The 13,505-nt window shown below is 38.2% G+C and carries 7 protein-coding genes; all 7 read right to left on the bottom strand.

The window, feature by feature from the left end; translation table 11 throughout:
- Nucleotides 1-46 precede the first annotated feature (46 nt).
- Nucleotides 47-5,239: a carbohydrate binding domain-containing protein gene (locus tag OTK00_RS11790; protein WP_045168666.1), complete on the bottom strand. Its 5,193-nt coding sequence runs from the start codon at nt 5,237-5,239 to the stop codon at nt 47-49.
- A gap of 165 nt (nt 5,240-5,404) precedes the next feature.
- The gene (locus OTK00_RS11795; protein ID WP_045168665.1) at nt 5,405-6,952 is read right to left on the bottom strand and encodes a response regulator; all 1,548 of its coding nucleotides are present in this window, start codon (nt 6,950-6,952) and stop codon (nt 5,405-5,407) included.
- Nucleotides 6,953-6,990: 38 nt separating this feature from the next.
- Nucleotides 6,991-8,814, bottom strand: coding sequence for a sensor histidine kinase (locus OTK00_RS11800; RefSeq protein ID WP_045168664.1), 1,824 nt, complete (start codon nt 8,812-8,814; stop codon nt 6,991-6,993).
- A 137-nt stretch (nt 8,815-8,951) separates the two neighbouring features.
- Nucleotides 8,952-10,565, bottom strand: coding sequence for an extracellular solute-binding protein (locus tag OTK00_RS11805; RefSeq protein ID WP_045168663.1), 1,614 nt, complete (start codon nt 10,563-10,565; stop codon nt 8,952-8,954).
- Nucleotides 10,566-10,655: 90 nt separating this feature from the next.
- Nucleotides 10,656-11,540, bottom strand: a complete 885-nt coding sequence (locus tag OTK00_RS11810) for a carbohydrate ABC transporter permease (protein ID WP_045168662.1) — start codon at nt 11,538-11,540, stop codon at nt 10,656-10,658.
- Nucleotides 11,541-11,579: 39 nt separating this feature from the next.
- Nucleotides 11,580-12,557, bottom strand: a complete 978-nt coding sequence (locus tag OTK00_RS11815) for an ABC transporter permease (protein ID WP_045168661.1) — start codon at nt 12,555-12,557, stop codon at nt 11,580-11,582.
- A 218-nt stretch (nt 12,558-12,775) separates the two neighbouring features.
- Nucleotides 12,776-13,504, bottom strand: coding sequence for a two-component system regulatory protein YycI (locus OTK00_RS11820; RefSeq protein ID WP_045168660.1), 729 nt, complete (start codon nt 13,502-13,504; stop codon nt 12,776-12,778).
- Nucleotide 13,505 lies beyond the last annotated feature (1 nt).

Here is a 13,505-nt window from a genome sequence, read left to right on the forward strand (position 1 = left end):
GCTTTTGCCCTGCAACCCCAAAATGCTGGTTTCAGACGGCACTTTTTTACTTATCATCCACAACTGTGAGTGTCACATCATCAAGGTGGATATCAAAAGGAACAGGTGGATTAAACCCACTTACTGGTCCGAGCTCAAACACAACCTTTGTCACATCTGTTGGCTGTGTAACCCTGAAACTGAGTTTATATTCCTGCTCATCTGGAGAGATATCAAACACGGTTGGTGGCGCATAAGGTATAAACCATGGATCATATGTTAATTCTTTTCCAATGTTTACCTGAATCTTTGTGCTCTTTGATGCACTCATCCTGAACCTAAGTTCATAGGTAAGCCCGTTTTCAAGCGTGAGGTTCTTTCTTGCAACCTGTGCACTGTAAGACTGCCACCCTACAGAATTTAGATGAATCTTCATCCTGCCATTTTCAACTGCAACCTGCATATCTGAATAACCTGAGTACTGGTCGCCGCTCCAGTATATCCATTCGCCCATACCTGTGTCAAATGTCCCATCGGGTATTATCTGGTCACCAACTTTTTGAGTATGGGATACCGGCTCTTGTGGCTCTTGCGGGATTTCATCTATGACCTCTATCTGTATATCATCAAAGTATACATTAAATGGTACAGTTGAAAATCCATCCACTTTGCCTATCTCAAACACAAGCTTTGCATTTGTATCTGTTTCATTGTTCATGGTGAAGTATATTAAATATTCTTTCATGTCGGTTGTAATATCCATTGTTTTCTTTGGCATGTACTCGATAAACCACGGATCATATGTCAGCGGCTTTCCAAGTGCTATGTTTATCTTTCTTGCAACAGATGATCTTGCTTTGAATGAAATCCTGTAATTTTTACCTTGAACAAGAGTAATGCCTTCGCGGAAGATCTGTGGATCCCATGGATAATTCCCAACCGAACTTACACCAACCTTTAACTCTCCATTTTCAATTGACATTGTTACATTGTTGCCAGCTGTTGACCACCATTTCCAGTTATTAATACTGTCCGGTGTGTCAAAGCTGCCATCCGGCAAAAGTTTATCTCCCACAAACTGCTGCGGCTCAGAAGAGCTGCCACCTGTTATTTCTTCAGCCACATTTCTTTCAAAGTAGCCACAGTTTTCTGACACCTCTGCAATTCTTACATTGTCAATTGTGACTGTATGAGCCGTTTGCTGTGGATTTTGACCACCTGGTGACATTGTCCCCAAGCCTATTACAAGTCTTATATCAGACCTTGTTGCATCCATTACAAAATCAAATGTGTAATTTTTCATCTCTTCTGTAAGCGGCACATACTTTTCAAGATGCCCATAGTATGTTGAGTCGTCAATCTTAATAAACATATCCCTCGGTGAATTTGACTTTGCATCAAAGGAAATTCTGTATACCTTGCCGCTCTCAAGCTTCATTGGTCCCTGGATAATCTGTATGCTCCAAAATGCTAATCCTATATTGGTAATTGATGCCTTTAGCTGTCCGTTCGAAGCCAAGATACTTCCACTGCTGCCATTTCCAATCCAGGTATCCCACTTTTCAAGCCCATTTGAAAAGTCTCCGTTTGCAATCATGTTTGGAGATATCTCCACATAGTCAAGATCAAGATTGTCAGCTGCAATTTGAACCTGCTGATTGCCTGCATCAAAGTATACACTGTCTGTTACAATTACCCAACTGCCATTTGTATTGGCAATCTGTGTTTTGTAAACCTCATCTCCAGCTGAAAGTCTTAAAGTGCTATCCTGCTGCGATCTTACTTTGTATGAAACAACATACTCTCCACTTTTTGCAATATTTACATTGAATACTGCACTGCCTCCCTGATCAAATGAAACATACTGACCTGAGTTTTGAGCATTAGTTATTTCAGCAAAGTCTTCTGCCTGAACTATTACATAGCTTGATGGCAATATTTGCTTCATTGATACATTGTCAAGCCCAACATTTGTGTTTGAACTGCCAAGCTCAAATACAAGCTTTGCCTTAAGGTCTTGTTGCAGAGTTTCATTTGTATTTAAATTCAACCTGTAATCTGCCCAGTCTGTCCCAAGTGTTACTGTTTTGACTTCCGAAATTGGACTGAAGTTCTGGTCTGATATATAAACCCTAATCTGCCTTGATGTTTCAAATGCCTTTGCCCTGAAAGAAAGAAGATAATTAGATTTTGCTTCAATTTTTATGTTGGACTGCACAAGCCTTATATCAGAAAAACTGCTGCCACCGTCTGTTATTGCTGTCTTGAAGAACCTCTCTTCTGGCTTTGTTCCTATCTGGTATGTTGCATTTGCAGCTGTTGATTTTACAAACTCCCACGCAGCAAATCTGCCATCGCTCTGGTCAAATGTGCCATTGTAAATGAGGTTCCCATTGGGCAGAGGCTCTTTTATGATGTTTGGATCATTAAGGTTGTACTCAACAAGCCTGACATCATCTATATACACCGGCAATGTGCTAAGACCAACATTGAACTCAAGCCTTGCTTTTGCATATGTGCTGCTTTGCATGGTAAAGATGTATGAGTATTCCTTCCACTCATTATCCAAGTTAAATGTCTTTACTGCATAGTCAATCCAGGTGCTACCATTGTCGCCTCCACCGCTTGAGAATTTTACTTCTATTGTTCGGCTGTCGTCACTTTTTGCTCTGAATGATAGCCTGTATGTCCTGCCTTTTATGAGGCAAATTGGCTTTTGAACAAGCTGAACAGAATATGTTTGACTGCCAGGCTTTGTTATATTTATCTTTATGCTGTTGTCAACATTTTCTACACTGCCATCTCCGCCAAAATCGGCAATGTGCAAAAACTGCCAGTAGTCGGTGTTTGCAACACCTTCTATGCCTTCAACACCTGGATCATCTGTGTCAAAGCTACCATTATATACAAGATTACCATCGGCAAGTGGCACTCTTGCATCGGCCGGATAGCCTGTGTCAGTCACAGGTTTTGTCACACTGCCAGAGTATGTTACATCTGTGCGCTTGTAAACTTTAACCCAGTCAACAACCATCTTCTGCGGGAAATAATCTGCATTATCCGGCGGATACCCCGGCCAGTTACCACCAACGGCAACGTTTAATATCAGGTAGAATTCTCTGTCAAATGGTGCAGGGTAGGTATAATCAAACGCCTCGTTTGAAGACCTTGAAAACCAATCGCTTGTTTCATAGTAAAGCTGGCCATCAACATACCATTTTAGCTTCCCGGGTTCCCACTCAAGAGCAAATACATGAAAATCATCTGAAAACTTTTTGCCATCAGGCAATGTATAATTGCCACCATGGTATGTGTGCGGATTTCCATAATGGATTGTCCCATAAACCTTGCCTGGCTCATGCCCCAGAAGCTCCATAATATCAATCTCTCCGCAGGCTGGCCATCCACCATATAAATTCATATCCTCCGGCATCATCCAGATAGCCGGCCACACACCCTGCCCTTCTGGGAGCTTTGCTTTTACTTCTACCCTTCCATAGGTGAATGCAAACTTGCCCTGTGTTGTGAGTTTTGCAGAAGTGTACGGACTTCCCTGATAGTTTTCCTTCCTTGCCTCAATTACAAGCTTTCCATCTTCCACTCTTGCATTTTCAGGTCTGTTTGAATAATACTGAAGCTCATTATTGCCATAGCCGCCCGCACCAATTGTGAAGTTCCAACTTGATGTATCAATTGAATTTCCGTTAAAATCGTCTTCCCACACAAGCTGCCATTGTGGCTGTTGCTGCTGATTCCCCTGCTGGTTTTGGTTCTGAGCTGACTGGTTATCTGTACCTGTGCCTGAAGATTGGGTTGATGATGCAGCTGTTGAAGCTGCCGATGTACTCTGCACATCAGCTGTGGTTGACTGCTGAGAAAATGAATTTTGCGTTGCTATCAATGAACTTACATCAACATCCTCACCTTTTGGCAGTTTACTTTCGTTTATAACAATACCATCCGAGTAAACTGAAGCCTGTTCTATCTTGCCACTACCTGTGATGCTTACATTTTCGGCAAGTGCTTTGACCACAAGTTTTAAGACCTTTGACTCTTTGTCTATTTCCACCTTTCCATTGCTATTCAGTTCCATTTTTTCAACCTGAGAATTTGCTAAAAGCAGCCTGTAATTCTTTGCAAGGTTGCTTGCCACCACATTTTTTATTTGAGCATTCTGGATACTTACTTTGCCATTCTGGGAATGTATATATAGCGTTTCACAGTTTGCATTGATTTCAACCTCTGTCTGCTGTCTGCCATCCTGTTTTAATAAAATAGTCTTGATTGAGCTTTGATTGCCTTCCTGTGAAACCTTTGCAGATGATAGCACAACTATACTCTCAACCTGGGTGTTTTGCCCAACTTCAACATTGGTTTTTGAAAGTCTGCTATCAATAACTATCTCTCCAACCTTTGTGTTCACAAGCCTGACAGAATGCTCTCCACCGCCAAGTACAAACAATTTCCCACCTTCTACAGTGACATTGTTTAAAGTAACAGTTCCGTCACCAACACTCTGAGTTATATATACATTTCCTTTGATTGACGAATCTCTGATTTCAACATCGCTGCTGTTTATTATTACAAATCCATCACTTTTTGACAAAGAATAAACTCCGGGCTTTGTGGCTATAAATGATGCAATCCTGCTCAAAAGTTTAACTATCTCCGCCCTTGTAATTTCCTTCTGAGGCTTAAAAGTCCCATCCGGATAGCCTTTTACAAATCCCAAACCTGTAAGTGCACTAACGCCCATTAAGTAATTCTTAGAGATTTCACTGGCATCTTTAAAATTGTTCAGCACATCAGGAGCAAAACCCTCAAGCTTTAAAGCAGTCGCCACAGCTGCAAATGCTTCCTGCCTTGTAACAGGTCTTGCAGGGTCAAGCCCACCATTTTCATTAACAAACACCTCCAAATACCCGGCTGCCTGAGCTTTCTTTAGCTCTGTAAAATACCACGCACGGGGGCTGATCTTCCAGCTTATATTAAGCATCCCTTCTGCAACAGCACCTGTATAGCTGTTCAGAATTTTACAAAACTCTGCAACAGAAATATTCCTGCCGGGTCTGAACATTCCATCAGGATACCCATTTACCAGTCCAAGTTCAAAAAATCTTTCTATATCCTCCTTTGCAAAATTGCCTTGAATATCCTTGAAGAGTGTGTTAGTCTCTGCCTTTGCCAGTCCTGCCGGCAAAATGCACATAATCAGAAACGCAAACAGCAAGACATTAGCAACAAGTCTTTTGATAAGCATAAAACTTTGCACCTCACAAAAATTTTAATTTTTTCATACTTTAGATTTATCAAACTCTTTGATCTAAAAAAAGGCTTCATTTTTTAGTTATAGTTACTATTTTTAAGTCTTTTAAAAATAAAAAATGCGTGCATATGTTATTATTACTGTTTTATAAACAATTCTCTATTCACTCAAATTTTTTTGGGCATCTCTGTATTCATTTGGAGTAAGTCCGGTGAGTTCTTTGAAAATCCTTGCAAAATGTTTGGGATTTTTATAGCCCACTTTTTCTGCTATTTCCCATATCTTCAAACTGGTGCCTGCAAGAAGTTGTTTTGCCTTTTCAACTCTCACCTTGTTCAGATAGTCCAGAAAACTCATTCCGGTTTTTTCTTTGAAAATGCTTGAAAAATAATAATAGTTCAGTGAAACGTGGTTTGCCACCATTGCCATATTTATGTCTTTATGATAGTTCTGGTTTATAAATTTTATAGCCTCATCAATCTCGTCTTTTACACTCAGGATTCCTTTGAGGGAGCTTACCATATCGGTTGCCTCATGCACAAACCTTTTGAAATGATCAATGTAATCATGTACTGTTTCAAAATTAAGAATGCTGTCAAGACTTTGATATTCATGAAATTCAAGCACTTTTTTGGGAATGTGGTGGCAAAACCAGTCTACAACATGAATATAGAGCCTTTCTGAAACTTCCAGTATGCTGTCTGCAGAATACCTTTCAAAAAATTCCGAATTGAATATACTATCCAAAACTGCAATTGCCTCTTTTTGTTTGCCGGCAAGAATGACTTCTTTCAATTTTTCAACCATATCAAGCCTTGTAAATTTTTCTTTTTCACGCCACGCAACCTGTGACCAGAACTCAATCTCTTTGCCCGAAATAAAGCCATAGAGTGCTGCTTTGTAAGCTCTTTCATATAAAAGCTTTAGGTTTTCAAAAGTCTTTTCTGCATCACAAACGCCCATATAAAACTTTCTACCGGTTAAAGATTCATAACTTTTCTTTATATCCTCAAAGCAAAAAGCTTCCTTTGTAAATACCAATATATCTTTTCTCTGGTTGTATATAGCACAAATATAACTTCCCTGCGGCAATATCTTCTCAAGTTTCAGTTTATCCTCTTCTGCCGAAAAATCATTCTGGTCAAAAGAGCTTCCTGCCCAGAGAAAGTATATAGATTTAACTTTTTCATCCGGAGAGATTTCTAAATCTTTAAGTCTTTCTTTAAATTTGCTCATATCAAGCCCTGAAAATATAATATTGTTAACTTCTGACTCAAACATCTTTGCCCTCATTATTCTCTGCAAAGAGACAAGCCTGAGATTATTTTCCTCCTTCTGAAGCTCACTTTTGACCCTTTCAACAATCTCAATTAACTCCTTTTTATCAATCGGCTTGAGTATGTATCCTTTTGCTCCATATTGCATACACTCTTTTGCATAGCTGAACTCATCATATCCACTGATTACAATAATCTTTGGTTTTTGAGGCAAATTTTGTATCTTTTTTAAAACAGAAATGCCATCAAGCTGAGGAAGTCTTATATCTATTATCAGAATGTCAAATTTTTTTGCAAAAAGAAGTTCCAGTGCTTCCTTGCCATTTGATGCCTCTTCAATCTGATCAATATCCGAAACATTTCTCTCCAGTATTGTCCTGATTCCTTTTCTAATAAGCTTTTCATCATCCACAACAAGTACTTTTCTCATGATACTCCCGCCTTTTATAAATTAAAGATAAAAAATCATTATCTTGCATATGGCAGTGTTATTGTCACCTTTGTAAATTCTCCAAACTTGCTCTCTACCTTGATTCCAAACTCCTTACCATAGGCAAGCTTTATTCTCTCGTTCACATTCTTCAAAGCTATCCCCTGTCCATGGTAGTACTCTGCTTCTGTGTCATTTTCAAGGGCTGCTTGCAGGGCTGAAAGCTTATCCTCTTCTATTCCCTGTCCATCATCTATTATCGAAATGACAGCAAAGTCACCAATTATACTCCCATCTATAAAAATATTTCCTCCACTGCCCTTTGGTTCTATTCCATAAGTTATCGAGTTTTCAATTATTGGCTGTAAAATTAATTTTGGAACTTCATAATTCAAAAGCTTTTCATTTACATTCACAAGCAGCTTTATCTCATTGTCATACCTGATATTCATAAGTGCTATATAGTTTTGAATATTTTCTATCTCTTCCTTCAATGTAACAAACTTTCTTTTCCAGTTCATATTGTATCTCATCATTTTGCCAAGTTTTGTGATTGCGTCTGAAACATCATAGTTCTCAGCATATTCAGCCATCATCTTTATATTCTCAAGAATGTTGTAAATGAAATGCGCATTTATCTGGGATTGCAGAGCCTTTATCTGGGCATCTTTCTGTGCAACCTCTCTTCTTACTGTTTCGCCTATTAATATCTTCAATTTCTCCACCATGTTCATAAAATGCATGGCAAGCTCATCTATTTCGTCATCACCTTTAACATCAATGGAAACATCAAAGTTGCCATTTTCAACAGCTCTCATACTTAAAATAACTTGTCTTAACCTTTTTAAAATCAGGGTTATAAGGATAAAAATGAGAATTGAGGATGCCAAAATCAAAATAAGTACCTGCAAAAGCATCTGAAAGGTTATTCTGTTTATTTTACCTGCCAGTTCATCAAACAGTATCAATTTGTAGACAGTTATACCCAGCACAGGAATACAGGTATAAACAAAGGCGGCAGAGTTTCTGTTAATTTTCAGGTAAGCTATTCCTTCCTGCTCATCATCTTTGCTTTTTTGTTTCAAAATCTGAACAAGCTTATTTTTATCTATACCAAGCCTTTTTAGAAAAATCGGGGTTTGATTGCTCAAAATAATCTCTCCGCTTTTTGATAAAATAATTGCAGCTGAATTGTTGCTTTCTCTTGAAAGCTCATTTGCAAAAAATTCATCCACCTTCATATTGACTTCAATTATTCCTATGAGATGTCCTGTCAAATCGGTTACTTTGGTATATAAAGATACCACTTTTTCTTCATTGTTAAGAGGCGGTCCCAGTAAATCAACATTGTCAATCTTCCACATTGATGTTTGCTTCTGGTCTGATAAAAACTGGTCTATAAATTTGAAATTCTTGAGTCTGTCTATCTGATATAATGTTGGCCAAACTTCGGGCAGTAAACCATTGTTTGTGAAAAATCTTATTCTGTTAATGTTGAAATTTACATACTGAAGATATTCTATCTTGTCAAGGACATTTACTTTGAATGAATATATATCCTCGATGTTTCTTTCCTGATACTGTGATACAAAATCAATAAAGTCCTGATTGTTCAGAATAAACTGTGTTGCTTTTATGTACTGCTCCACATTTTTATTAATGTCATTCCTGAACTTTTCTACTTCAAATGTGACGTTGCTTATATACTCTTTTTCTGTAAAAAGCCTTACCCTGTAAAATGCATTTACCTGAAGTATAGAAAGGGGTATGGCTACTATGAGAACATATGTAAGAATGAGTTTCTGACGAATATTTAACCTGAATATATTTTTAAACAAATTCGAAAAATTAACTTTAAACATCCAGATCTCATCCTCAATACTTTTTATTATTTTATTTACATTATAACAAACACAAAAAAACTTTTTAAAACAGCTTTAAATAATTGAAGATAAAGGGCTATCCTGTCGGACAGCCCTTTTTTAAGTTCAAAACCAAATCACTTTAGCCCAAGCTTCTTTTTATTCTCTTCCAGCTGCTTTTGCTGCCATGCAAGCAACTTGTCATATCCTACCTGCTTTAGATATTTATGATAGTCATTGAGTATTCTATCAAAGTCTGAAGATGACTTTGCCATAATGAGCTTTGGCAGTGTCTGGCCCCACTTCAAAGCAACCTTTCTTGCGATAATACCTTCAGGACTATCAGCCGGCGGATTTAGATTGTCATACTGTGCATAGCTCACAGTCTTGCCAAGTGTCCAGTCAGCCATCTGCTGCAGGTATGGTGGCATTGGAGGTTCCCATTGAGATACATATGGCCAGTCACCAAGCATCCAGTAGGTGAGCTCTGCACCGTACTTCTTGTCAAATGTTGGTCTGTCTGTTTGCATAAGTTTTACAACATCTGGTTTGAACTGCTCTTTACCATTGATTATATCCCATGTTACACCCTTTGGTCCAAGATAGAAGTCCTTCTGCCCTTCAGGGCTCAGCCAGTAGCTCATAAACCTGATTGCTCTCTTTGGATCTTTGTTGTTCTTTGAAATCATTGTCAAAGTCCAGCCTGCAATGCCTTGACCTGCAAGCTTTGGTTTTTCAAGTTTTGAATTTGCAGGACCATCAACTGCTATATAAATCATGTTTGGATTTTTCTTGTAAAGCTCCTGCTGCTGTGCAACAAAGTCTGTTCTCTGATAAATCATGCTAAAATATCTTCCCTGAGCAATCTTTTCTTCCATTTGTGCTCTTTTGTCAATGAAAACATCCTTTGCAATAAGTCCTCTTCTGTAGGCTTCATTGAATGTCTTGAGCCATCTGATATACTCAGGATTTGTTGTAATATCATAGAGCTTTCCGTTCTTCTCACGTGGTATAGCTAAGAAATTCCACAGATAGCTCTCCAGTGAATAGCAACCTGTATCGGTGAATTCATGGAATCCGATTGGGATAAGAGGCTGACCATTTACTGTTGGGAATTTCTTTTTTGCATCTGCCAGTGCTTTCAGGAATGTATCAGGTTTTCTCATATCTGGCTTACCAAGAGCTTCATACATATCCTTTCTTACAAGGAATGTCTGGTTGGAATAGATTTTAAGCTTTGGATTTTGATAATCGCTTGGTGTATACGATGCATTCGGATAGCCATAAACATGTCCGTCAGGCTCTGTATACCATCCAAGTCTTTGCTTGTTGGCAACTGTAAAGAAGTACGGGTCGTATTTCTTTGCAAGATCATCCAGAGCGTATACAAGCTTGCCTGCAATCATCTTCTTAACAGCTTCTTCCCACCAGCCAAGAGTAATAAAATCCGGCAATGTGTTTGATGCAATCATAACATTGAGTTTCTCATTTTCATTACCGGCAGGTACTATGAAGTTGATCTTTACACCTGTTTTCTTAGTAATGTAATCAGAAACCGCATTGCCGCCCCACTTTGTACCAAACCATGAAAAATTGATGTACCAGTCAAATGTTATTGGTTTTTTGGCATCTTCCTTCCAGCCCGGTTTTACTGAGCTTGCCGCACTGCCAATTGCAAATGGTATCAAGCCTGCTATAAACGCAATTGCCACCAGCATTGCAAAAAGCCTTTTGAGTTTGAGCTTTTTCATAAAACATACCTCCTCATCTTAAATTTTTATCTTTGATAAACTGCACAGCTTTGTGCAGTTTATGCCCAAAGAGGTTTTTTGATCAATTTATCATCCTTTGATAGCACCTATTAAAAGACCTTTTACAAAATACTTTTGCAAAAACGGATAAACACACACAATGGGCATTGTAGTTATAACCATTGTAGCCATCTTGAGTGACTGTGATGTCACATTTCTGGTTGCAATTCCCCCGGGTGCGTTTGCAAGCATCTGATTTGACGTAACCTGAGCTATAACCTTGTACAAAAATGTTTGTATTGGCTGAAGCTTTGGATTGTTTATGAATATTACTCCCATGAAATAGTCGTTCCAGTTATAAACACCAACAAACAGGGCTATCGTTGCCAGAACCGGAGTTGACAGGGGAAGTATTATTCGGGCAAATATTAAAAAGTCATTTGCTCCATCAATCTTTGCAGACTCCTCAAGTTCAACAGGAAGTTCTCTAAAGAAGGCTTGAAATATAATCAGATTATAGAAGTTGAACATTCCCGGTATTACGTAAACCCAGAATGTATTGTACAGCCCCAAACTTTTAATCAGCAGAAAGTATGGTATAAGTCCTCCTCCAAAAAAGAGTGTAATGGTTCCCATTGCCATGTAAATCTTTCTTCCCATGAGCTCTTTTCTCATAAAAGCATACGCAACCATTGCGGTGAAAAATACATGCAGCGTTGTTGTCAAAACCGTTCTTGCAACTGTCACCATGAATGCTGTTGTTATGTCACTGTTGCTAAAAACAGTTCTGTAGTTATCTAACGTAAACTTTCGAGGCCAGAAGTAAATGCCACCAAGCATTGCATCTTTACCCTCGTTAAATGAATACACTATGATGTACCATACAGGATACAAAGTAACAAAACATATAATAAGCATCAACGTTATATTGAGCACATCAAAAACCCTATCACCAAATGAAGACTTTATTTTCATTTTGCCGTGCACCTCTTTTCATACTTCAAACTTGCAAATCTAAAATAGTGACTTTTCAGTAAGCTTTTTGGTCACACCATTTGCAACAAAAAGCAATATCAGTGCTATTACTGACTTGAAAAGTCCTATTGCGGTTGCATATGAAAATCTGAAGGCTTCAATTCCCATACGGTAAACGTAAATATCAATCACATCCGAAGCATCTGCATTGAGCGGATTTCTCAGAACAAATATCTGGTCAAAGTTTGAATTCATAAGTCCGCTCACTGCCAGTATGAACATAATAGCAATTGTACCTGAAATACACGGTATGGTTATCCTGAACATCTTTGTAAATCTTCCTGCTCCATCAACCGTTGCAGCCTCATAAAGCTCCGGGTCAATCCCGGCAATTGCAGCTAAGTATATTATCGCATTCCAGCCGAGCTCTTTCCAAACCTCAGAAATAACCGCAATGCCCCAGAAATATCTTGGTTCTGCTAAAAAGGTTATGGGCTGCTTCAATATTCCTATTTTTGTCAACACTATATTTATAAGCCCTGTCTCTGAAAGCCAGTTCATAAGTATTCCACCGAGCACAACCCATGATATAAAATGGGGCAGGTATGATATGGTCTGGACAGTCCTTTTAAAACGCACCGATGCAAGCTCATTTAAGAGCACAGCAAACAGTATTGGCAGAGGAAACCCTACAAGAAGTTTGAAAAAACTTATTCCTATGGTGTTTTTCATTATCAGCCAGAATCTCTCATCAGAAAAGAACTCCTGGAAATTGGCAAGACCCACCCATGGTGATCTATTGAAACCCAGCGTAATGTCGTATTCCTTAAATGCTATTATTATTCCATACATTGGTATGTAGCAAAAAATAATCATCCAAATTACACCGGGTATTGCCATTGCCTGAAGGTATTTTTGTTCATTTAACCTGTGCAAAAATTTTCTAAAACTTTTTTTAAATTTCATAAAACTCTTCTGACGGCCACTGTGCCTGCCATTTGAAATAGCTGATTCCATAAACAATCGCCTTCCTTCTTTGTCAGGTTATATTTTTATATTACATAAGCTACAATTTCTTTTTCTGTTTTTATTATAAAATGGGGCAAAGTCTATAAAAAAGATGGGTTTTTTAAGAAGTGGTATCTAAATTTAAGGTGTTTTGAAAAAAAATAAGCAGGGGATTATTAATTTCTCCCAAAATCCCCTGCCAGATAGCCATTTTTTCTTATCATTTTTCACTCCAGCATCCCTGTAAAGGCATTTATATAGTAAACCTCACCGTCTGCAACAATTCGCCAGACAGGCACTGCCTGACCCTGGATGACATTGAAGTCTTTGAGGTAAAAACCAAACCTTATATTCTGTATCTCTCTTATATTTTTCTGCTGGTTTAGCAGGTTGAATATAGCCTCTGTTGCTGAAATTGCCCTGTTTTTCTTCAATTCAAACCCCTGCGGAATGACCCTTGTGAAGATATAAAGAACTCTGTCACCCTGATTTTGCACTTTTAATCTGCTGTCAAATATCGGATAATTTTTATATACCTGAACATAACTGCCATCGTAGTCTTTCATATAGTCGTTTCTGTTCAAATCAAAAAGTTCAAATGGGTCCTGCTTGAACTTTGACTCCAAAAAAAGTGTCTGGTTCACTATCTTCAAATGATAGATGCTGTTTTCAAATTCATTTTGATATCTGTCCACTCTTTTGCCAAAAAGCTTGTTTAAAATACTGTCATATGCAAATTCTGTTTTTACATTGAGTTTGGAAACATAGTAAATCTTTCTATCAATTGTGCAGGAAAGCTCTATTGAGTTTTGAGAAAGTATATTTTGCGCTGTCTTGATTTGCCTGTCTGTCAGAAACTCTTCTCTTGGAAGCAGGTTCAAATACTTTACTGTCAAAAACAAAACCACAATAGAAAACACGCTGATTGCTATCGTCTTGACCCTTGACCAGTTCATC

The sequence above is a fragment of the Caldicellulosiruptor morganii genome, assembly GCF_026810225.1.
Lineage (GTDB): Bacteria > Bacillota > Thermoanaerobacteria > Caldicellulosiruptorales > Caldicellulosiruptoraceae > Caldicellulosiruptor > Caldicellulosiruptor morganii.

Bases quoted from the DNA above. Each gene is read 5' to 3' on its own strand.
- OTK00_RS11790 (WP_045168666.1), bottom strand. From the start codon at position 5,239: ATGCTTATCAAAAGACTTGTTGCTAATGTCTTGCTGTTTGCGTTTCTG.
- OTK00_RS11795 (WP_045168665.1), bottom strand. From the start codon at position 6,952: ATGAGAAAAGTACTTGTTGTGGATGATGAAAAGCTTATTAGAAAAGGA.
- OTK00_RS11800 (WP_045168664.1), bottom strand. From the start codon at position 8,814: ATGTTTAAAGTTAATTTTTCGAATTTGTTTAAAAATATATTCAGGTTA.
- OTK00_RS11805 (WP_045168663.1), bottom strand. From the start codon at position 10,565: ATGAAAAAGCTCAAACTCAAAAGGCTTTTTGCAATGCTGGTGGCAATT.
- OTK00_RS11810 (WP_045168662.1), bottom strand. From the start codon at position 11,540: ATGAAAATAAAGTCTTCATTTGGTGATAGGGTTTTTGATGTGCTCAAT.
- OTK00_RS11815 (WP_045168661.1), bottom strand. From the start codon at position 12,557: ATGGAATCAGCTATTTCAAATGGCAGGCACAGTGGCCGTCAGAAGAGT.
- OTK00_RS11820 (WP_045168660.1), bottom strand. From the start codon at position 13,504: ATGAACTGGTCAAGGGTCAAGACGATAGCAATCAGCGTGTTTTCTATT.